The organism is Desulfocurvus sp. DL1XJH-121, assembly GCF_054819825.1.
This window is the reverse complement of sequence record NZ_JBTVWW010000017.1, coordinates 59,154-80,534: the sequence shown is the minus strand read 5'-3', so window position 1 is coordinate 80,534 and position 21,381 is coordinate 59,154. Positions and strand designations below refer to the sequence as shown.

General features: G+C 66.8%; 21 protein-coding genes. 15 read left to right on the top strand and 6 right to left on the bottom strand.

Annotation, left to right across the window (positions count from 1 at the left end; all coding sequences use genetic code 11):
• Nucleotides 1-422: integrase core domain-containing protein (locus ACYYG1_RS12430; RefSeq protein ID WP_461210640.1), on the top strand; the 422-nt coding region annotated here is incomplete at its 5' end.
• 85 nt (nt 423-507) lie between these two features.
• Here ACYYG1_RS12430 and ACYYG1_RS12425 read toward each other — a convergent pair.
• On the bottom strand, nt 508-1,440 hold the full coding sequence (locus ACYYG1_RS12425; RefSeq protein ID WP_461210639.1) for an LAPAL motif-containing putative phage structural protein: 933 nt from the start codon (nt 1,438-1,440) through the stop codon (nt 508-510).
• 147 nt (nt 1,441-1,587) lie between these two features.
• Between ACYYG1_RS12425 and mutL the strand changes: the two genes are divergently transcribed.
• Nucleotides 1,588-3,429, top strand: coding sequence for a DNA mismatch repair endonuclease MutL (gene mutL, locus ACYYG1_RS12420; protein WP_461210638.1), 1,842 nt, complete (start codon nt 1,588-1,590; stop codon nt 3,427-3,429).
• A 273-nt stretch (nt 3,430-3,702) separates the two neighbouring features.
• Nucleotides 3,703-4,383 (top strand): hypothetical protein, encoded by a 681-nt coding sequence (locus ACYYG1_RS12415; RefSeq protein ID WP_461210637.1) that lies wholly within the window; start codon nt 3,703-3,705, stop codon nt 4,381-4,383.
• Between the two features lie 62 nt (nt 4,384-4,445).
• Here the strand turns inward: ACYYG1_RS12415 and rfaD are convergent, their stop codons facing one another.
• Nucleotides 4,446-5,417: an ADP-glyceromanno-heptose 6-epimerase gene (rfaD, locus tag ACYYG1_RS12410; RefSeq protein WP_461210636.1), complete on the bottom strand. Its 972-nt coding sequence runs from the start codon at nt 5,415-5,417 to the stop codon at nt 4,446-4,448.
• A 215-nt stretch (nt 5,418-5,632) separates the two neighbouring features.
• Here rfaD and hisH point away from each other — a divergent pair, with 215 nt between their 5' ends.
• From hisH to ACYYG1_RS12390, 4 genes are all read left to right on the top strand, one after another.
• The gene (gene hisH / locus ACYYG1_RS12405) at nt 5,633-6,277 is read left to right on the top strand and encodes an imidazole glycerol phosphate synthase subunit HisH (RefSeq protein ID WP_461210635.1); all 645 of its coding nucleotides are present in this window, start codon (nt 5,633-5,635) and stop codon (nt 6,275-6,277) included.
• Nucleotides 6,267-7,046, top strand: a complete 780-nt coding sequence (gene hisF / locus ACYYG1_RS12400; RefSeq protein ID WP_461210634.1) for an imidazole glycerol phosphate synthase subunit HisF — start codon at nt 6,267-6,269, stop codon at nt 7,044-7,046. The genes hisH and hisF overlap by 11 nt, the downstream gene beginning before the upstream one ends.
• Nucleotides 7,047-7,300: 254 nt before the next feature.
• Nucleotides 7,301-7,780, top strand: coding sequence for a NifB/NifX family molybdenum-iron cluster-binding protein (locus ACYYG1_RS12395; protein ID WP_461210633.1), 480 nt, complete (start codon nt 7,301-7,303; stop codon nt 7,778-7,780).
• A 75-nt stretch (nt 7,781-7,855) separates the two neighbouring features.
• Entirely contained in the window at nt 7,856-8,233 is a 378-nt protein-coding gene (locus tag ACYYG1_RS12390) for a CGGC domain-containing protein (protein ID WP_461210632.1), read from the top strand.
• A gap of 72 nt (nt 8,234-8,305) precedes the next feature.
• Here ACYYG1_RS12390 and moaC read toward each other — a convergent pair whose 3' ends face one another.
• From moaC to ACYYG1_RS12370, 4 genes are read right to left on the bottom strand one after another with little or no spacing between them, the layout of a single operon-like run.
• Nucleotides 8,306-8,782 (bottom strand): cyclic pyranopterin monophosphate synthase MoaC, encoded by a 477-nt coding sequence (moaC, locus tag ACYYG1_RS12385; protein WP_461210631.1) that lies wholly within the window; start codon nt 8,780-8,782, stop codon nt 8,306-8,308.
• Between the two features lie 5 nt (nt 8,783-8,787).
• Nucleotides 8,788-9,900 (bottom strand): molecular chaperone DnaJ, encoded by a 1,113-nt coding sequence (gene dnaJ / locus ACYYG1_RS12380; RefSeq protein WP_461210630.1) that lies wholly within the window; start codon nt 9,898-9,900, stop codon nt 8,788-8,790.
• A gap of 3 nt (nt 9,901-9,903) precedes the next feature.
• A complete protein-coding gene (gene rpoZ, locus ACYYG1_RS12375; protein WP_461210629.1) occupies nt 9,904-10,125 on the bottom strand; it encodes a DNA-directed RNA polymerase subunit omega in 222 nt (73 codons plus the stop codon).
• Nucleotides 10,126-10,182: 57 nt separating this feature from the next.
• Nucleotides 10,183-11,523, bottom strand: a complete 1,341-nt coding sequence (locus ACYYG1_RS12370; protein WP_461210628.1) for a hypothetical protein — start codon at nt 11,521-11,523, stop codon at nt 10,183-10,185.
• A 261-nt stretch (nt 11,524-11,784) separates the two neighbouring features.
• Between ACYYG1_RS12370 and ACYYG1_RS12365 the strand changes: the two genes are divergently transcribed.
• The 8 genes from ACYYG1_RS12365 to fliR all read left to right on the top strand — a co-directional run bounded on the left by ACYYG1_RS12365 (nt 11,785) and on the right by fliR (nt 21,367).
• A complete protein-coding gene (locus tag ACYYG1_RS12365; protein ID WP_461210627.1) occupies nt 11,785-12,534 on the top strand; it encodes a tRNA lysidine(34) synthetase in 750 nt (249 codons plus the stop codon).
• A 74-nt stretch (nt 12,535-12,608) separates the two neighbouring features.
• On the top strand, nt 12,609-13,511 hold the full coding sequence (locus tag ACYYG1_RS12360) for a peptidoglycan DD-metalloendopeptidase family protein (protein WP_461210626.1): 903 nt from the start codon (nt 12,609-12,611) through the stop codon (nt 13,509-13,511).
• Between the two features lie 129 nt (nt 13,512-13,640).
• Nucleotides 13,641-15,611: an asparagine synthase (glutamine-hydrolyzing) gene (gene asnB / locus ACYYG1_RS12355; RefSeq protein ID WP_461210625.1), complete on the top strand. Its 1,971-nt coding sequence runs from the start codon at nt 13,641-13,643 to the stop codon at nt 15,609-15,611.
• Entirely contained in the window at nt 15,608-16,777 is a 1,170-nt protein-coding gene (locus ACYYG1_RS12350) for a glycosyltransferase family 4 protein (RefSeq protein WP_461210624.1), read from the top strand. Before asnB ends, ACYYG1_RS12350 begins: the two co-directional genes overlap by 4 nt.
• Nucleotides 16,774-17,394 (top strand): sugar transferase, encoded by a 621-nt coding sequence (locus tag ACYYG1_RS12345; RefSeq protein WP_461210623.1) that lies wholly within the window; start codon nt 16,774-16,776, stop codon nt 17,392-17,394. Before ACYYG1_RS12350 ends, ACYYG1_RS12345 begins: the two co-directional genes overlap by 4 nt.
• Nucleotides 17,395-17,480: 86 nt before the next feature.
• Nucleotides 17,481-18,626, top strand: coding sequence for a DegT/DnrJ/EryC1/StrS family aminotransferase (locus ACYYG1_RS12340; protein WP_461210622.1), 1,146 nt, complete (start codon nt 17,481-17,483; stop codon nt 18,624-18,626).
• Nucleotides 18,627-18,629: 3 nt separating this feature from the next.
• Nucleotides 18,630-20,528: a polysaccharide biosynthesis protein gene (locus ACYYG1_RS12335; protein WP_461210621.1), complete on the top strand. Its 1,899-nt coding sequence runs from the start codon at nt 18,630-18,632 to the stop codon at nt 20,526-20,528.
• A gap of 53 nt (nt 20,529-20,581) precedes the next feature.
• Nucleotides 20,582-21,367: a flagellar biosynthetic protein FliR gene (gene fliR, locus ACYYG1_RS12330; protein ID WP_461210620.1), complete on the top strand. Its 786-nt coding sequence runs from the start codon at nt 20,582-20,584 to the stop codon at nt 21,365-21,367.
• Nucleotides 21,368-21,381: the final 14 nt, after the last annotated feature.

Sequence of the window (21,381 nt, the reverse complement as noted above, 5' to 3'; positions counted from 1 at the left end):
ACGTGCTCAACGAGGACGTGCTGCCGCACTTCGAGGCCCACGGCGCCGGGATCGAGACGGTGCTCTCGGACAACGGGTGGGAGTTCTGCGGCAGGCCGGACAGGCATCCGTACGAACTCTTCCTGCAACTGGAGGGCATCGCGCACCGCACCACCAAGGTGCGCAGGCCCCAGAGCAACGGCTTTGTGGAACGCCTGCACAGGACGCTCCTGGACGAGCATTTCCGCATCAAGGGCCGCCAGAAGTGGTACGAGTCGGTGGAGGAGATGCAGGCCGACCTGGACGAGTACCTGCGCGGCTACAACCACGAGCGCACGCACCAGGGCCGAAACATGAACGGCAGGACCCCGAACCAGGCCTTCCTGGACGGCCTGCCCAAGCCGGAGAAGCACAAGGAAAAGGCGGCCGAGGCGGCCGCCTAGAAATCACCCCGCCAGGGGCGGCAGTGTCAGGTGAATACTATCTCTGTACAGGCAAATACTATTTTTATATAAACAATCTGTACTTTTATAAAAGTCGACCTTGTTCTGGCTTAGTATACAAAGAAAAATTATAAATTTTTCTTTGTATACTAACACCTCCAGGAGCAACTTTTTTAATGGTTTTAGTTTCAACGGTAGCAGAAAACTCTATCCCTTCAAAATATTCTAAAGATTTGTCATTCATTTCTCTTAAAAAATTAATGTCTGTAATTTCTGCCCAATATTCCTTTCCATCGATAAGAAACCTCCACTTCGTTCTTAAAGCAGAAGGATAAATTACAGAAACTATCTTATCATCAATTTCCACATTTGTTTCATCTTCAGGTTGCTCAACAAAAGCAGGGCGATCTTCCTTTCTTATTCTATATTTTTCTCCACCAACCATTTCAATATCAACATAATCCATACCTTCAGAACATAAAAATAGCGTTAAATCATCTAATCCTTTTCTAAACTTACGATCATTTATTAATTGAATAAGTGCACTTTTTATATTTTGTCCAATTTCCATGTCTGATATTTTTTTAAGAATCTCTTCCCTTTTTCCACCAGCCCGCTTAATCAAATCAAGAATTTTTAAATATAATCTTGGGACCATTACTGACACACCAGCAGCCGTCCAGACGACATTTTGCAACAACTCAGCATATATATTTATAGCCTGAGCAGCCTCTTGATTGTCAATTAGAAGCTGGATTAACGAACTAAGTCCACCTTCTCTCTCACCTCGGATTTGTATCTTAGGACCGACACCACAAACGATCTTATGTGCCTTTCTAAAAGAAGAACTAAAGCCTATTAAAGAAGTGGCATATAACTCAGCGTCAAACGTATGCCGTGCCAATGCTTCCCCATCGTAATGGAGACGCATTTCGCTCGGAATTCCATCTGAAAATTCATCGATCACAAGCCGACCTTGCACTTTCATACCCTCCAAACTTCTTCTATTGTCAAACATAAAATTTTGCTATTTGTTATATCCCTAATTCTATTCTTCAATCTTGCCAACCTGATATTTTACATAAACAACATTTCCATCAATCATATTATCCCACTAGGAGTCCTCCTACTTTCCCCTGTCCAGGCTTTGGTCTACACTCGCTCCATGCCAGACAACACTTCCCGGCCCGCCAAGCGGCCCATCCGCGTCATGCCCCCGGAGCTCCAGAACCAGATCGCCGCAGGCGAGGTGGTGGAGCGTCCGTCCTCGGTGCTCAAGGAACTGGTGGAGAACAGCCTCGACGCCGGGGCCGCGTCCGTCACCGCGCGCATCGAACAGGGCGGGCAGGCCCTGGTGGAGGTCCAGGACGACGGATGGGGCATGGAGCCCGAGGAGATGGAGCTGGCGCTCACGCGCCACGCCACCAGCAAGGTCACGGACATCCACGAGCTGTCCACCATCCAGAGCTTCGGGTTCCGGGGCGAGGCCCTGCCCTCCATAGCCTCGGTGTCGCGCCTGACCATGGTTTCCGCGCCCCAGGGGGCGGACGTGGCCAATTCCCTGGAGGTGGAGCACGGGCGCATCGTCTCGCGCGGCCCGGCCGCCCTGCCCCGGGGCACGCGCATCAGCGTGCGCGACCTGTTCCTCAACGTCCCGGCGCGCCTCAAGTTCCTCAAGGCCCAGGCCACGGAGTCCCGGCGCTGCCAGGAGGCCTTCTTCCGCCTGGCCCTGACCCGCCTGGACGCCTCCCTGGCCCTGGAGTCCGGAGGGCGCACGGTCTACGATTTCGAGGCCGGGGAGGACCTGGCCGCGCGCCTGGGCCGGGCCTGGCCCCCGGCCGTGGCCCAGGGCCTCAGACCCTTCGACCTGCAAAGCGAGGACATCCGCGTGCACGGCGTGGCCGGGGACCCGCAGGCCGCCCAGGGCCGCGCCGACCGCATCCTGCTTTTCGTGAACCGCCGCCCGGTGCAGGACAAGATGCTCCTGGCCGCGGTGCGCGAGGCCTACGCGGGCCGCCTGCTGTCCCGGGAATATCCCCAGGCCGTGGTCTTCGTGGAGCTGCCTCCGGAGATGGTGGACGTCAACGTGCACCCGGCCAAGAGCGAGGTGCGCTTCAGGGGCGAACGCCTGGTGTTCTCGGCCGTGCGCCGGGGCCTGCTCTCGGCCCTGGACCGGGGCCCGGCGGCCGCGCCCCGCCCGGCGTCGTCCCCAACGGGGATGCCTCCGCGCAACCCCCTGGGGGCCGCGGGGGGCGCGAGCATGCCGTCCAAGTACCTGACGCGGCCCGGGTTCGACACCTACGCGGAATACAGGCGCGTCACCGAGCGCGACCTGCCCCTGGGCATGGCCCCCGGTCCGCGCGGCGGCCTCGGCCCGGGCGCGGGCGAAGTGCGCAGCCCGGCCCCCGGCCAGGCTCCCGTCACGGCGGCGGACATCCCCGAGGCGAACGGCGCGGACGGCCCCGAGACCTATCTGGGCCAGCTCGGGCACACCTACCTCATCCTGCGCGGGGAGGACGGCACCCTGTCCCTCATCGACCAGCACGCGGCCCACGAGCGGGTCCTGTTCCATTCCTTCGAGCGCGCCGGGCAACGCGGGGACAGCCAGCCCCTGGCCGTGCCCATGGAGATGCCCCTGCACCCCAGCGAGGCCGAACGCCTGCTGGAGCTGGGCGACGCCCTGCGCGCCCTGGGCTTCGAGGTGCGCACCCCCCAGCCCGGGGCCATGGCCGTGCACGCCATCCCGCCGCTGCTCACGGCGGCCAGGGCCCGGGACTACCTGCGCGCCGCTGTCAGCGGCCAGGCCAAGAGCGTGCAGGACCTCTGGGCGCTGATGTCCTGCAAGGCGGCCATCAAGGCCGGGCAGGTCCTGGCCCGGGACGAGGCCCTGGCCCTGCTCTCCTCCTGGCGCGCCACCCCGGGCAAGGACTACTGCCCCCACGGCAGGCCCGTGCGCGTGTCCTGGTCGCGCTCGGATCTGGAACGCCTCTTCAAGCGCAAAATCTAACAAACCGTTGAAAAACAGCGAGCTGCGGCGTTGCTGCGGAGAATGCAAACCCTCGCGTATTGGAATACGCGTCGGGCTTGCATTCTCCTTGCGCCTTGCATCTCACTATTTTTGAACGGTTTGTTGGCCTCAAGCATCCGGTTTCCCTTGCACAAAGCGCGCGCCTGGGGCTATATCCCTATCAAGCCCCAGTAATTCGGACGTCCGCTCGCGGGCGGTCCGGCAAGGACCCTGCAACCGCCCGCCTTGCGCGGGCCGGACAAGGAGCGTCCCGTGCGACTCAGCGTGCAGCTTTCCGGGTACAAGGACGAGGTGGTGGTTTCGGCGTTGCCCCGCGCCTTTCTGGCCAAGGTGGTGCGCCACTGCTACGGCAAGAACAACACCCCCTATTTCGCGCACAACTGCTTCAAGGGCGTTCTCTATTTCGACGAGGGCCTGTGCCGGAAATTCGCCCAGGCCACGGGCTACGACTGGAAGGGCTGGTGGGAGGAGGACCGCTTCCACCACCGCACGGCCTACGTACTGGACGAAAGCCTGACCGTGCGCGTCCTGGCGGACGGGGAGGAGGTCCAGGAACTCGCGCCCCTGAAGCTGGCCACGGCCGAGACCCCGGTGCGCCCGGCGGCCTTGCTGCCCGAGGTGGCGGACCACGAGGTGCTGGTGCTCATGGGCAGCATGGACAAGGGCGAGGCCGTGTGGACCCTGGAGGGCTTTTCCGGGGACTTCAACCCCGCGCGCCTGTCCGTGGCCGTGGAGACCTTCGCGGGCTTCGGCCTGGAGGACCGGCTCGTCACGGGCCTGTCCTACGGCGGCGCGAACCTCGTCCCCGGCCCGGAAGCCAGCAAGGGCAAACGCATGATCGAACCCGCCCTCATCTCCCCGGACGGCGCGGACTGGGACCTGGACGACATCATCGCGGGCCTGCCCGAGGACCTGCCGCCCCAGGAAGGCTGATCAGCTAAAAAGGCCGCGTCCCATAAGGGACGCGGCCTCTCCATTTTCTTTATCCCAAGCCCTTATAAGTATGGGTAGGGCTGCGACAGATAATTCTGCACGTAATCCCTGGCCGCGTCCTCCAGGCTCATGAACTCCACCGGGCAGCCGGCGGCCGCGAGCTTGTCCATCGTCGCCTCGGTGAAATACTGGTATTTGCCGCGCAGGGCCTCGGGCATCTCGATGTAGTGGATGTCCTCGGGCACGTTCATGGCCGCGAACACCGAGCGCGCCAGGTCGTTCCAGGTTCGCGCGGAGCCCGTGCCCACGTTGAACAGGCCGCCCACGTCCGGATTGTCCAGCAGCCACCACATCACGTCCACGCAGTCCTTGACGTACACGAAGTCGCGCTTCTGGCCGCCGTCGGGATAGTCCGGATGGTAGGACTTGAACAGGCGCATGGAGCCGGTCTCCCCGATCTGCGAGTAGGCCTTGCAGATCACGCTCATCATGTCGCCCTTGTGGTATTCGTTGGGCCCGAAGACGTTGAAGAACTTCAGGCTGGCCAGCCGCCCCATGCACCCGGCGCGCAGGGCCCAGAGGTCGAACAGCTGCTTGGAATAGCCGTACATGTTCAGGGGCCGCAGCGCGCCCACCGCGTCCTCGTCGTCCGCGAAGCCTCTCGCCCCGTCGCCGTAGGTGGCCGCGCTGGAGGCGTTGATGAAGCGCGCCCCGTGCTCCAGGCACCAGGTGGCCAGGGCCACGGAATAGCGGTAGTTGTTCTCCATCAGGAAGTCGGCGTCCAGCTCCGTGGTGGAGGAGCAGGCGCCCATGTGGGTGACGCTGTGCACCTCGAAGGGCAGCTCGTCGTGCAGGATCATGTCCAGGAAATCGTCGCGGTGGAAATAGTCCACGTAGCGGCGGTTCACGAGGTTCTTCCACTTCTCGGTGCTGGCCAGGTTGTCCACCACCACCACGTCGTCCACGCCCATCTCGTTGAGCTTCCAGACAAAGGCGCTGCCGATGAACCCGGCCCCGCCGGTCACGATATGCATAGACTCTCCCGTTGGTTGCGTTGTACCGCCCCGCGCAGGACCAGAGGCGCGCGGACGCCCCCTCATACACCGCCGCGCCAAGGAGGGCAACGCGCCGCGCGCGGGCCGCGCCCCGGGCCAAGGCAAACATTCTTGTCAATATCGCAAAAACATGCCTCCGACCTCTTGTGCATGGGTCGGATATTTACTATTTCGCCAAGTCTCCGGAGGAAACCATGTTAGCTATTCTCGACTACAAGGCGGGCAACCAGACCAGCGTGCTGCGAGCCCTGACGAGCCTGTCCGTGCCCTGCGAAATCACGGCCGATCCGGCGCGCATCGCCGCTGCCGCCGGCATCGTGTTCCCGGGCGTGGGCGCGGCGGGCCAGGCCATGGGCAACCTCACGGCCAACGGCCTGGACAAGGTCCTGGCGGACCAGGTGGCCGCGGGCAAGCCGCTGCTGGGCATCTGCGTGGGCTGCCAGATCATGCTGGACTACAGCTCGGAAAACGACACCACCACCCTGGGCATCGTGCCCGGCGAATGCCGCCTGTTCAACCCCGGCCTCACCGACGAGGACGGCCGCCCCATCCGCGTGCCGCACATGGGCTGGAACAGCGTGGAGCTCAAGGACCCGGCGGACCGCCTGTTCCAGGGCATCGCCCCGGGCTCGGAGTTCTATTTCGTGCACAGCTACTACCCGGCCCCGGCCGGGGAATACGTGCTGGGCGCCACCACCTACGGCATGGAGTTCTGCTCCTACCACGGACGCGAGGGCCTCTGGGCCGTGCAGTTCCACCCCGAGAAGAGCGGACGGCCGGGCCTGGCCCTGCTGAAAAACTTCGCCGACTACTGCAAGGAGGCCGCCGATGCTCAGTAAACGGGTCATCCCCTGCCTGGACGTGCGCGACGGCCGCCTGACCAAGGGCATCAAGTTCAAGGGCAACGTGGACATCGGCGACCCCGTTCAGACCGCCCGCGTGTACTACGAGGAAGGCGCGGACGAACTGGTGTTCTACGACATCACCGCCTCCCACGAGCACCGGGGCATCATGCTGAACGTGGTGGAGGAGGTGGCCAAGCAAATCTTCATTCCCTTTTCCGTGGGCGGCGGCGTGAACACGGTGGAGGAGATGCGCGCCGTGCTCCTGGCGGGCGCGGAAAAGGTCTCCATCAACTCCCCGGCCGTGAAGAACCCGGACCTCATCAGCCAGGGCGCGGCGGCCTTCGGGTCCCAGGCCGTGGTGGTGGGCATGGACGTGCTGGCGGTGGACAAGTCCGAGGCCTGCCCCTCGGGATACGAGATCGTGATCCACGGCGGCCGCCAGCGCATGGGCCTGGACGCCCTGCAATGGGCCAAGACCGTGGAGGCCCTGGGCGCGGGCGAGCTGTGCATCAACTCCATCGACGCCGACGGCACCAAGGACGGCTACGAGCTGAAGCTCACGCGCATGATCTGCGACGCCGTGAGCATCCCGGTCATCGCCTCGGGCGGCGCGGGCACGCCCGACCACATGGCCGACGCCTGCCTGGAGGGCGGGGCCAGCGCGGCGCTCATCGCCTCCATCGTGCACTACGGCGAATACTCCATCCGCGACTGCAAGAACGTGATGAAGGCCCGGGGCGTGAAGGTCCGCGAGATCTGGTAGTCCTCCCCGGTCCGCCCGAATCCATCCAGGCCCCCGGCTCGCGCCGGGGGCCTTTTTTGCGTCCGCGCCCCAGGCGCGTGTCCCGGACCATGCGGGCGCATTTTGCGCCCGACAGCATCAAAAATAGGCGCAAAGGTCGCCATCGCCCCGCTTTGTGAAGCGATCAATACACCGAAATAAATAACTTTTTCAGTCGAGCACGGCATTTGCTTCTCCCTGGTCGAAACCAAGACTAACAAACCAAGGAGACAGACATGAAACTCGCCATCAGCAGCACGGGCCCGGACCTGGACAGCCCCATGGATCCACGCTTCGGACGCGCGGCGGCCTATGTGCTCTACGACACCGACACCGGCGACCTCACGGTCCTGGACAACGGCGGCAACTCCACCCTGGGCCAGGGCGCGGGCATCCAGTCCGCCCAGGCCGTGGTCAACGCTGGCGTGGACGCCGTGGTCACGGGCCGCGTGGGTCTCAACGCCCAGGCGGCCCTGAACCAGGCCGGGGTGCGCATCATCACGGTCAACGCCGCCACGGTGCGCGACGCCGTGGCCCAGGCCCAGAACGCGCCCCAGGACTCCCAGCCCCAGCAGGCCCCCTACGGCGCGGGCATGGGGCAGAACATGGGCCGAGGCATGGGCATGGGGCCCGGCATGGGCATGGGCCGTGGACGTGGCGGCGGCGGTCGCGGCATGGGCGGCGGAGGCCGTGGCATGGGCCGAGGCCGCAGCTAGCCGCACGACAGGCAACTGATTTTCAGGCCGCCCCGCGATACGCGGGGTGGCCTGCCAGAGCAGGGAGACGAGAGCATGAAAGACATCGCCATCATCCGGTGCGAAAAGAACGAACAGCGCTGCCCCCTGACCTCCTGTCTGAAGTGCGCCGAAGCCGGGACCCAGGGCTTCGCCGTGCACGGAGAGCCCTGCCGCGTGCGCGGCGTGTTCACCTGCCGGGGAGAGGACACGGACGTGGCCCTGCTGGCCGCCGTCCTCAAGGCCAAGGGTGCCGAGGCCGTGCACCTGCCCACCTGCGTCTTCGCCTCCAAGCAGGACGGGGCCTGGACCATGGGCGGCGGGTTCTGCCAGCGCGTGGACGAGCTCGTGGCGGCCGTGCGCAACGAGGGCCTGGACTGCGTGCTGGGCACGGCCCACCTGCCCGAGGGCTACGCCCCCGCCCTGGAGAATTGAATCCCAAAAAAAACGCAAGACCCCGCCCCGCTTCGTGCGGGACGGGGCCTTGCGGCGTGGAAAGAATCCGGCCTATTTCGCGCGGTACTCCCCGCTCTTGCCCCCGGTCTTGGACAACAGGCGGCAGCCGTCGATGACGATGTCCTTCTGCACGGCCTTGCACATGTCGTAGATGGTCAGGGCCGCCACCTGCGCGGCGGTCAGCGCCTCCATCTCCACGCCCGTGACCCCGGTGGTGCGGGCCTCGGCCTCCACGCGGATGGAATTCGAGGCCTCATCCGGAAAGAAGCGCACGTCCACGTAGGACAGGGGCAGGGGATGGCACATGGGGATCAGCTGGTGGGTGCTCTTGGCCGCCAGGACGCCGGCCACCTTGGCCGTGCCCAGGGCGTCGCCCTTGGGCAGCGCCCCGCCCACGAGCAGGGAATAGGTCTCCGGGGCCAGGCGCACCACGGTCTCGGCCACGGCAACCCGTTTGGTGGGGGTCTTGTCCCCCACGTCCACCATGCGGGCGTCGCCCGCCTCGTCCACGTGCGTCAGCTTGCCCATACGCGCTAGTCCCCCATGGCCTTGTCACGGGCCTTCTTGAAGAAAGACTTGGCCTTGTTCTTGAGCTTGCCCTCCTCCAGGGAGGCAAACTCCTTGAGCAACTCCTCCTGCTTCTTGGACAGGGAGGTGGGTATGCGCACCAGGACCTCGATGAGCAGATCCCCGGCGCCCCGGCCGTTGACCAGGGGCATGCCCATGCCGCGCAGCCGGAAGACCTCGCCGCTCTGGGTGCCCTTGGGCACGGACAGAGGCGCGGGATCGTCCAGGGTGGGCACCTCCACGGTCACGCCCAGGGCCGCCTGCACCATGTCGATCTCCACGGTGTGGATCAGGTCCTGGCCCTGGCGGCGGAAGGTCTTGTCCTCGTCCACGTAGAGGACCACGTACAGGTCCCCGGCGGGGCCGCCCAGGGTCCCGGGCTCGCCCTCGCCGCGCAGGCGCAGGCGGGAGCCGTTGTCCACGCCCGCGGGGATGCGCACGGACAGCTCGCGCGTCTCCTGCACGATGCCCTCGCCGCGGCAGCGGGCGCAGGGATGGGCGATGACCGTGCCCCGGCCCCGGCACACCGGGCAGGGCGTGGCCATGCGGAAGAATCCCTGGGACTGGATGACCTGGCCGCTGCCGCCGCACTGGCGGCAGGTCTCGGGCTGGGTGCCGGGCTCGGCGCCGCTGCCCCCGCAGTCGGGGCAGGTGGCCTTGCGCGGAATCTTGAGGCTGACCTCGTCGCCCTTGGCGGCCTGGGCGAAGGTGATGCGCAGATTGTAGCGCAGGTCCGCCCCCTGGGTGGGACGCGGGCCCCGCGAAGCGGAACCGAACCCGAACAGGTCCCCGAAGATATCGGAGAAGGAGCTGAACACGTCCTCCGCGTTGGAGAACCCGTGGAAGCCGTTGCCCTGCACGCCCTCGTGGCCGAAGCGGTCGTAGCGGGCGCGCTTGTCCGCGTCGCGCAGGACCTCGTAGGCCTCGGCGGCCTCCTTGAACTTCTCCTCGGCCTCGGCGTCATCCGGGTTGCGGTCCGGATGGTACTGCATGGCCTTCTTGCGATAGGCGCTCTTGAGCTCGTCCTCGGCCGCGTCCCGCGACACGCCCAGGACTTCGTAGTAATCTCTGCGTTCCATGACCTATTCTTCGGGCTGGCTGAATCCGACCTCGGTCAACTCGTCAGCGGGCAGCACCTTCCGGGCGGCGATCTCGCGCAGGGAGGTCACGGCCTCCTTGTTCTTGCAGACCACCAGGGGTTCGTAGCCCTCGCGGTACTGCTTGACGCGCTTGATGCCCATCTGGACGATAAGGAAACGGTTGTTGACCTGCTCGAGGCAGTCTTCGACGGTGATTCTGGCCATTTCAGATACTCCGTGATGCACGAATGTTGGCCCGCGCACGCGGCGCGGGACGATAATCTACTGGGCGGACGCCCCCTCCCGCGCGGGAGGAAGCTGGCCCTGAAGGTCCTTGAACAGCCGATTGTCCACGGGGTAGTACAGCGTCTCCCCGTCCCTGGCGGCCCAGCAGCGCCCCGGGGGCAGCCCCGGGTCCACGAAAAACAGCAGCCGGAGGACATCGCGCCCGGCTGCGTCGAGCAGCCCCAGGCGCATGGCCTCCTGGGCCGAAGCCGGAAGCTCGCCAACGGGGCCGTATTCGTACTGCAAGTCAGTAAGACGCCACAGCCGCATGTCAATACCCGTGAGGGGAATACCCTCCGGCCCGCGCCAAGTCCCGTCCCGCCTCTCGGCCAGGAGCTGCCTGCCGCCGCCGGAAAGCACGAGCCGCCGCACGCGCCCCAGATCCAGGGTCACCAGGCGGCGGTCGACCAACGAAAAAGCATTCTTGTCTAATTTCTCCACCGGCCCCCGGTCAAGGAAAAAAAACGCCTCCTGCCGCGAGGACCGCGCCAGCCAGCGCCCTTCACCGTTCGGGGGACGCCAGAATTTGAGCCACTGCTCGCCCCCGCCGCGCAGGCGCATGGCCAGGGCCAGGTCCGGGACGCGGCCCTCCTCCGGCGGCGCCGAGGCCAGGCCCTGGGCGCGCAGGGAACAGGCCTCGTGCAGCCAGAGGCTCATGGTTTCCCCTCGCACGCGCGAGGCGGCCATGCGCTCCGGGCGCACCAGGGCGAAGCCGTCGCCCTGGCGCTTGACCTCCCAGGCCTCGTCCATGGATTCCAGGCGGGCCAGTTCGACCTTGCCGGGGTCGGCGGTGAGCAGGCGCAGGTCCAGGTATTCCCAGGGCCCGCGCGACAGCACGTCCACGTAGTCCCGGCTCAGGACCACGTAGCCCGCGCCATCCCCGCGGCCGGTCACGCGGGCGTACACGCCCAGGCCCGTTCCGTCGTCCCCGCCGATCTCGATGCGCCCCCAGCCCTCCAGCGTCACCGCGGCCCGGGGCGTGAAATCCACGGGGGCCACCCCACCGCCGAGGCGGCGGATGGGCCTGTTCAGGGCCAGGAACTCCAGCACGTCCACCACTTTGGCCGCGTCGGCCAGGGGCGCGCCCACCTGCATGGGGGAGCGCACCCGCCAGCCCCCCGCCGCGTGCTCCAGGGTGAAGGCCCCGTCGGGCCCCTCCAGCACGATGCGGTCCGCGGCCGCAGCGGTGAACGCGGGCCAATCCGGCCCCGCGTTCCTGCCGGCCCCGCCGCGCGTGAAGAACACGCCCGAAACCAGCCCCAGGCCCATGGCCAGGACCACGACCAGGGCGAGACGGCCCTGGCCTGTTGCTACGCGGCGCGGAGTGAGGCTGGTCATGGGAAACGCTCCGGGGCGGGTCGGCCGGGGGGCCGATGCAGGCTTCCTGGACGGGGGGCGGGAAAAAATCACACCCCCAAGGATGCCCGAGGCTATGCTCCAACTCCCCGAACTGTCAAGAAACAGCGCCCGGGCACAGCCTCGCGTGCCCCGAGCGCGCCGGGCGAAGCCCGCACACGGACGTTGCGCCCGGGCCCGGGTTCCAGTACAGATGCGCCCACGAACAGCCCGGGGCAAGGCCCTCGGGCACGGAGGATTTCCATGTCCCAGAGGGGCAAACTCAGCTACGCGCAGAAACAGTGCCTGGGCGCCGTGGGCAAGCTCATGCAGCAGACCGCCATGATCCATCCCGGCGCGCGCATCGGCGTGGCCGCGTCCGGCGGGGTGGACAGCTGGCTGATGCTCAAGATCCTGACCATGCGCCAGCGCATCGTGCCCTTCCCCTTCGAGCTCATGGTCCTGCACCTGAACCCCGGGTTCGATTCCGCGGACCACGCGCCGCTGACGCGCTGGCTGGCGGACAACGGGGTGGCCGGGCACGTGGAGCTCACGGACCACGGCCCCCGCGCCCACAGCGACGAGAACCGCACCAAATCGCCCTGCTTCTATTGCGCGCGCCTGAGGCGCAAGCGGCTCTTCGAGCTCTGCCACCAATACGGTCTGACCCACCTGGCCATGGCCCACACGGCCGACGATCTCATGTCCACCTTCTTCATGAACCTCTTCGAGACGGGCAAGGTCTACGGCATGTCCATGCGCGAAGAGTTCTTCGGAGGGCAGATGACCATGATCCGGCCGCTCATGTACCTGGAAAAGAAGACGGTCATCAAGGCGGCCCGGGATTTCGGCCTGCCCGTGTGGAAGAACTCCTGCCCCAGCGCGGGAACCACCAGGCGCACCCAGACCGAGGACTGGCTGGCCGAACGCTTCGCGGGAAACGAACGCATCAAACGCAATGTATTGAAGGGCCTGCAGCGCTGGCAGCTTGACATTACCTTGAACAACCAATAGGTTTCGGGAAATTAGGGCGTTTCCCGAACAACACCCTTGCAACATTCTGAAAAGTCAGGTCTTTCTCGACAATCATGCTTTCAAGGAAATATCACATCGTCGTCTTCAGGGGCAACGAGGGCTGCTCGCGAAAGTTCCTGTTCCGGGGCTGGTTCCTAGCCCTGCTTCTCCTGCTGGGCCTGGGAGCGATCGGGAGCAACGTCTTTTTCTGGAAGTATTTCAGCGGGTACAAGTCCATGGAGAACGCCCTGGACGAGTCCCGCAAGACCGTCCAGGACCAGCGCACCCAACTCTTGTCCCTGACCTCCAAGCTCAAGGTCCTGCAAAAGGACATCCTGCGCGTGCGCGACTTCGACTCCAAGCTGCGCGTGATGATCAACATCGACCAGGACCAGCGCGGCGGAGCCTCCCTGGGCGGCGGCGAACCCGCCGACTTCACGGATAACTACCTGCCCCTGCACCGCCAGGAAATCCTGGCCCGCAAGATGCACAGCTTCCTCAACCAGCTGAACACCGAGACCCGGCTGGAGGAGATCAAGCAGCAGGACCTGATGCGGGTCATCCATTCCAACAAGGAACTCTGGGCCTCCACCCCGAGCATCTGGCCCACCCAAGGCTGGGTCTCCTCGGCCTTCGGCTACCGCACTTCGCCTTTCACCATGCAGCGTGAATTCCACAAGGGCCTGGACATCTCGGCGCCCAAGGGGACGCCCATATACGCCCCGGCCAAGGGCAAGGTGACCTTCGCGGGCCGCGAAAACGGATACGGCGTCACCCTCACCGTGGACCACGGCACGGGCATCACCACCCGCTACGGACACCTGCACTCCTTCGCCGTGAAAAACGGCCAGAAGGTCACGCGCGGCCAGCTCGTAGCCTATGTGGGCAACACCGGGCGCAGCACCGGCCCGCACCTGCACTACGAGGTGCGGCTCAACGGCGTGCCCGTGAACCCCATGCGCTACATCCTGAACTGACGCCCGGACCCATGCCCGGACCAGAAGGGACCATCGGACCACCAGCCCTCTTGCCGGCCCTTTCACGCGCAAGAGGGCTTTTTACGTTGCGGGACACGCCATGAACCACGCCAACACCACCAGCGCCCCATGTGCGGCATAGCCGGATTCTGGGGCCCCGCCCGCCCGGCGGACGACTTTCCCGGCATCCTCGGGGCCATGAACCAGGCCATGCCCTGGCGCGGCCCCGACGCCAGGGGGACCTACGCCGACTCCGAGGCCGGGCTGGGCCTGGCCCATGTGCGCCTGTCCATCCTGGACCTTTCCCCGGCCGGGGCGCAGCCCATGGCCACGGCGGACGGCCGCTTCGTGCTGGCCTACAACGGCGAAGCCTACGACTACATGGACCTGCGCGCGGACCTGGACGCCCGGGGCCTGGCCCCGGAAGACGGCTGGCGCGGGCATTCGGACACCGAGGTCATCCTCCAGGGCGCGCGGACCCTGGGCCTGGAGGCGACCCTGGAGCGCCTGCGGGGCATGTTCGCCCTGGCCCTGTGGGACAGGGACCGGCGGACCCTGACCCTGGCCCGGGACCGCCTGGGCATCAAGCCCCTGTACTACGGATTCGCTGGCCCGACCCTGCTCTTCGGCTCCACCCTGGCCCCGCTGAAGCGGCATCCGGACTGGCGGGGCGGCGTGGACCGGGGGGCCCTGCGCCAGTATCTGCGCACCCTGTACGTGCCCGAGCCCTGGACCATCCACGAGAACCTGCGCAAGCTGGAGCCCGGCGCGGTGCTGACCGTCGCGGAACGCGACATCGCGGCCCGGACCCTGCCCGAACCCGCGCGGTGGTGGTCCGTGAACCAGGCCGTGGAACGGGCCCTGGCCGCGCCGTTCACGGGCGACGAGGCCCAGGCCGAGGACGAGCTGGAACGCCTGCTCACCGAGGCCGTGGCCCTGCGCACCGTGTCCGACGTGCCCCTGGGCGCGTTCCTCTCCGGGGGCATCGATTCCTCCACCGTCGCGGCGCTGTTGCAAAAGGTCTCCTCCGGGCCGGTGAAGACCTTCACCATCGGCTTCGCCGAGGCGGGCTACGACGAGGCCGCCCACGCCGAGGCCGTGGCCCGGCACCTGGGCACGGACCACACCACCCTGCGCCTGACCCCGCGGGACGCCCTGGACGTCATCCCGCTGATCCCCCGCTTCTACGACGAGCCCTTTGCCGACGCCTCGCAGATCCCCACCTACCTGGTCTCCAGGCTGGCCCGGGAGCAGGTCACGGTGGCCCTGTCCGGGGACGGCGGGGACGAACTCTTCGGCGGCTACAACCGCTATCTCCTTGCCCCGCGCATCTGGAACCGCGCCGGACGCCTGCCCCTGGGCCTGCGCCGGGCCCTGGCCAGGGCCCTGGGCGACGGGGCCGTGCGCGTCCTGAGCATGGCCTACGCGGCGGCCTCGCGCCTGCTGCCCCGGGAAAAGCGCCAGCTCATCTTCCGCGACAAGCTCCAGAAGCTGGCCGCCTCCCTGCCCGCGGCCACGCGCGAGGAATTCTTCCACAACCTGGCCTCCTACTGGGTGCGCCCCGGGGAACTGGTCAGCGGCGGCGAGGAACGCGCCACGCGCTTCAACGACCCCGGTTCCTGGCCCGCCTTCGGCGACTACGAGCGCTGGATGATGGCCATGGACATGCAGACCTACCTGCCCGGGGACGTGCTGACCAAGGTGGACCGGGCGTCCATGGCCGTGTCCCTGGAGGCGCGGGTGCCGCTCATCGACCACAAGGTGGCGGAGTTCGCCCTGTCCCTGCCCCTGGCCATGAAGATCAAGAACGGCCGGGGCAAGCACCTGCTGCGCCGGGTGCTGGCGCGCCACGTGCCCGAGGCCCTGGTGGACCGGCCCAAGCAGGGCTTCGGCATCCCCATCGACGCATGGCTGCGCGGCCCCTTGAAGGACTGGGCCCGGGACCTGCTGGCCGAGGACCGGCTCAGGCGCCAGGGCTACCTGACCCCCGGGCCCGTGCAGAAGCGCCTGCGGGACCACTTGGCCGGGCGCAGCAACGGCCAGTACCACCTCTGGGGCCTGCTCATGTTCCAGGCCTGGCTCGAGGAGCACGAGGCATGAACGGCAAGCGCGTCCTGCTGGTCTCGCACCTGGGCTTCAACCTCAGCCGCTTCCGCCGGGCCCTGATCCTGGCCCTGGCCGCCGAGGGGGCCGAGGTGCACGCGGCCGTGCCGCGCGACGCCGACGCCCCGGACATCGAGGCCCTGGGCGCCGTGGTGCACCACTGGCCCCTGACCCGGGGCAGCCTGAATCCGCTCACCGTGGCCGGGCCCGTGCGCGCCCTGCGCGCCATCGCCCGGGACGTGCGGCCGCACCTGGCCCACAGCTTCACCCACCAGCCCAACATCTTCGCCCGCCTGGCCCTGGGCGCGGACACGCCCCTGGTCAACTCCGTGACCGGCCTGGGCTCCAATTTCCTGGGCGCGGGCCCCAAGGCCCTGCTCAAGCGCGGCCTGTTCCAGACCCTGTACCGGGCCACCGGCAGCCGCTGCCGCGCCATGATCTTCCAGAACCGCGACGACCTGGCCCATTTCCGGGACAGGGGGCTGTTGGGCCGCAGCGCAGCCGAACTGGTGCGCGGCACGGGCGTGGACACCCGGGCCCTGGCCCCGGGCAACGTGCCTCCCGAGGACGCGGCCCGGGTGCGCGCGGAACTCGGGCTGGACGCCGGGCACGTGGTCTTCACCCTGGCGGCGCGCCTGATCCGCGACAAGGGCGTGTTCGAATTTTTGGAGGCCGCCCGCGCCCTGGCCCCGGAGCACCCCCTGGCGCGCTTCGTGCTCGCGGGCGACGCGGACCCGGGCAACCCCACGTCCCTGTCCGCCGGCGACCTGACGGCCATCCGCGCCTCGGGCAACGTGATCCACGCGGGCTGGCGCGACGACATGCCGCTGGTCTGGGCGGCCAGCGACGTGGCCGTGCTGCCCTCCTACCGCGAGGGCCTGCCCGTGTCCCTGCAGGAGGCCATGGCCTGCGGCCTGCCCGTGGTGACCAGCGACGCCCCCGGGTGCCGCGAGGTCCTGGACGGCGAGCGCAACGGCCTGGCCGCGCCCCCGCGGGACGCCCGGGCCCTGGCCCTGGCCATGGGCCGCCTGGCCGGGGACGAATCCCTGCGCCGCTCCATGGGCCGGGCCTCCCTGGCCCTGGCCCGGGAGCGCTTCGACGCCAGCGCCCTGGCCCTGGAAATCCTGGCCATCCACCGCCGCATCCTGGAGGAGACGTCATGACCTTTCCCCGCCCCGGCTTCCCGCTCTGGAAACGCGTCCTGGACCTGGTCCTGGTCCTGGGCACGGCCCCCCTGTGGCTGCCCGTGCTGGGGGTGGTGGCCCTCCTGGTGCGCAAGTATCTGGGAGCCCCAGTGCTCTTCCGCCAGGAGCGCCCGGGCCTGGGCGGCCGCCTGTTCACCTTGCGCAAGTTCAGGACCATGACCGACGCGAGCGGGGAGGACGGCGAACTGCTTCCCGACGAGGAGCGCCTGCCCCGGTTCGGCCGCATCCTGCGCGCCACGAGCCTGGACGAACTGCCCGAGCTGTTCAACGTGCTGGCCGGGGACATGAGCCTGGTGGGGCCGAGGCCGCTGTTGCCCGAATACCTGCCCCTGTACGACGCTCGCCAGGCCCGCCGCCACGACGCGCCTCCGGGAATCACGGGCTGGGCCCAGATCCACGGCCGCAACGCCCTGTCCTGGCCCGAGGTCTTCAACCTCGACGTCTGGTACGTGGAGAACATGAACCCCCTGCTGGACCTCGTGATCCTGGCCTGCACCGTGGGTGCGGTCCTGTCCCGCAAGGGCGTCAGCGAACAAGGCAGGGCCACGCGCACCCGCTTCGGCGGGGACGTTTGAAGCGCGTTGCCCCTGGGATGGATTTCGTATAGTTTTCACGTCCCGGCCACGCCGGGACGCATGGAACATCAACCGGAGATCTTGCTTTGCCGGATCGCATTTTTCTCTCCTCGCCCCACATGAGCGGCGCGGAACTGGCCTACGTTCAGCAGGCCTTCGACGAGAACTGGATTGCGCCCGTGGGGCCCCACATCCCGGCCTTCGAACAGGCCATGGAGGAATTCACGGGCGAAGGCCACTGCGTGGCCGTCAGCTCGGGCACCGCGGCCCTGCATCTGGCCCTGCGCCTGGCGGGCGTGGGCCCGGGCGACGAGGTGCTCTGCTCGGACATGACCTTCATCGCTTCGGTCAGCCCCGTGTTCTTCCTGGGGGCCTCGCCCGTGTTCGTGGACGCGGACCCCGGCACCTGGAACCTGGACCTGGGCCTCGTGGCCGAATACCTGGAAAAACGCGCCAAGAACGGCGGCCCCATGCCCAAGGCCCTGGTCCCCGTGCACCTCTACGGCCAGCCCGTGGACATGGACGAGGTCATGCGCCTGGCCGAACGCCACGGCCTGGCCGTGGTGGAGGACGCCGCCGAATCCCTGGGAGCCACCCACAACGGCCGCCACACGGGCCTGTTCGGGGACATGGGCGTGTTCTCCTTCAACGGCAACAAGATCATCACCTGCGGCGGGGGCGGCATGTTCGTGTCCCGGGACAAGGAGCTGGCGGACAAGGCCCGCTTCCTGTCCACCCAGGCCCGGGACGACGCGCCCCACTACCAGCACTCCACCGTGGGCTACAACTACCGCATGAGCAACGTGCTGGCGGGCATCGGCAGGGGCCAGATGGAGGTCCTGCCCCGACGCGTGGAGCAGAAGCGCGCCATCTTCGCGGAATACGAGAAGCGCCTGGGCGACCTGGACGCCGTGTCCTTCATGCCCGAGGCCCCCGGGGGCCGCGCCAACCGCTGGCTGACCTGCGTGCTCTTCGGCGCGGACGCCGCCGGGGGCTTTGAACTGCGCGAAGCCGTGCGCCTGGCCCTGGAGGCCGAGAACATCGAGTCCCGGCCCCTGTGGAAGCCCATGCACATGCAGCCGGTGTTCGCCGAGGCGCGCTTCCTGGGCCCGGGCAAGGACGAAGGCCTTTTCGCCCGGGGCCTGTGCCTACCCTCGGACACCAAGCTCACCCCCGCGGACATGGACCGCATCTGCGCCGTGATCCGCGAAACCGTCGGGAAGCGGGGCTAGCACATGCCCAACGCACTCAAGCGCTTCAACTTCTATCTCCTGTTGGGCATGGACACCGGCCTCATCGTACTGGCCCACGTCCTGGCCTATCTGACGCGCTTCGAGTTCGTCATTCCCCACGAATACCTGGGGCGCATCGGCGTGATCCTGCCCGCCCTGGTGCTCATCAAGCTGGTCTGCTTCTTCTTCTTCCGCCTCTACCGGGGCATGTGGCGCTACACCAGCCTTCCGGACCTCATCAACATCCTCAAGGCCGTGACCGCCTCGTCCCTGCTCCTGGTGGGCTACGTGGCCCTGACCCACCGCTTCGCGGGCTTCTCGCGCTCGGTGTTCCTTCTGGACTGGCTGTACACCGCCCTGCTCGTGGGCGGGCTGCGCATCGGCATCCGCTGGTCCTACGGCCTGGGCGTGGCCGACATCCCCTCCCTGTTCCGGCCGCGCGTGCGCCCGGCCGCGCCCAAGCGCTGCGTGCTGCTGGGCGCGGGCCGGGCCGGGGAAAAGCTCCTGCGCGAGGTCATGGGCGACCCGGCCCCGGCCTTCGTGATCACGGCCCTGTTCGACGACGACCCGGACAAGCAGGGCCGCATGATCCACGGCGTGCCCATCGTGGGGCCCCTGCGCTCCCTCAAGGCCTGGATCGAGGCCGGGGAGGTGCAGCCCGACGAGGCCCTCATAGCCATCCCCAGCGAATCGGGCCCGGCCATGCGCGAGGCCGTGAGCCGCTGCGAGGAGGCGGGCCTGCCCTACCGCCGCGTGCCCAGCCTCTCGGAGATCGCCAGCGGCCGCATCTCCATCAAGAACCTGCGCGACGTGGACTACAAGGACCTCCTGGGCCGGGAGACCGTGACCCTGGACACGGAGCGCATCTCCGGGGCGCTCACGGGCAAGACCGTGCTCATCACCGGGGCCGGAGGCTCCATCGGCTCGGAGCTCTGCCGCCAGATCCTGGCCTTCAAGCCCGCCAGGCTGCTCATCCTGGACGCCTGCGAATACAATCTCTACCAGTTGCAGATGGAGCTGGAGCACGAACGGAATTTCAAGAATTACGTGCCGCTGCTGGGATCCCTCAAGGACGGGGACTGGACCACCTGGGTGCTCGAAACCCACAGGCCCGACGTGGTGTTCCACGCCGCGGCCTACAAGCACGTGCCCATGCTGGAGGCCAACCCGGACCAGGCCGTGACCAACAACGTGCTCTCCACCCTGCACCTGGTGCAGGCCTCGGTGCGCCTGGGCGTGGAGCGACTCCTGGTGGTCAGCACGGACAAGGCCGTGCGCCCCACCAACGTCATGGGCGCGTCCAAGCGCGTCACCGAGAAGATCATGCAGGCCTCCTGCGGCCAGGGCACCAAGCTCATGGCCGTGCGCTTCGGCAACGTCATCGGCTCCGCCGGGTCCGTGGTGCCCCTGTTCCGCCGCCAGATCGAACACGGCGGCCCCGTGACCGTCACCGACCCCGAGGTGATCCGCTATTTCATGACCATCGAGGAGGCCTCCCAGCTCATCATCCAGGCCGCCACCATGGGCGGGGACGGCGAGATATTCCTGCTCAAGATGGGCCAGCCCGTGAAGATCGCGGAGATGGCCAAGGACCTCGTCCGCCTCTCGGGCAAGGAGCCCGGCAAGGACGTGGAGATCAAGTTCATCGGCCTGCGCCCCGGCGAGAAGCTCTACGAGGAGCTGATCACCGACGACGAGGGCGTGGTGCCCACGCAGCACGACAAGATCATGGTCCTTAGGGGCGCGGGCTGCGAGAGCGAAGAGCTGCTGGCGATCATCGACGAGATGCGGCTGGCCGCCCAGGACCGCGACCCCGCGCGCATCCGCCAAATTCTTGGCCGGGCAGTGCCCGAATACGCGCCGGACACGAACGGTAAAAAGCCTGCATCTTCAGATGATTAAAGCATAGATCAGCCTTCATCCGCCCCTGGCCCGGCCCTTGCATTCCCCCGGGCATGGACCTGTTCAATTTCGACCCCGCCACCATGATGAGCTTTCTGCTGACCTTGTTCAGGGTCAGCATCATCCTTTTTTTATTGCCTTTTTTCGGCGGCAACGCCATCCCGAACACGGTCAAGGCCTCCCTGTGCATCGTGCTCTCCTGGGCCGTGTGGCCGCACCTTTCCTTTCCCGGCTCGCTGATGCCCTCGCACCCCTTCCAGCTGGCCCTGATGCTCATGGGCGAGCTGGTCATGGGGCTGATGCTCATGCTGGTGGTGCGCTTCCTGTTCGCCGCGGTGCAGATGGGCGGCCAGGTCATCGGCTTCATGATGGGCTTCTCCATGATCAACGTGGTGGACCCGCTCACGGGCACCAGCGTGGTTATCACCTCGCATTTCCTGTACATGACCACCCTGCTCACCTTCCTGAGCCTGGGCGGGCACCTCTACCTGCTCCAGGGCCTGGCCGACAGCTTCGCCCTGGTGCCCCCGGGCGGCCTGTTCCTGAACCCCGAGATGTGCGCCGATCTGGTCAGGTTCGCGGGCCAGATATACGTCCTGGCCATCAAGATCTCGGCCCCGGTCATGGGCGCCATCTTCCTGGTGGACCTGGCCCTGGCCCTGGTGGGCCGCGCCGCGCCCCAGATGCACGTCCTGATCCTGGGCTTCCCCGTGAAGATCACCGTGGGTTTCTTCTTTCTCGGAATCCTCTTCACCACCCTGTCCCTGTACGTTGAGGATTTCATCTCCGGCATGGGTCCCATGTTCGGCCACCTGCTGCGCCTGGTGGCGCCGCACTAGCCAAGGAGCGCGGC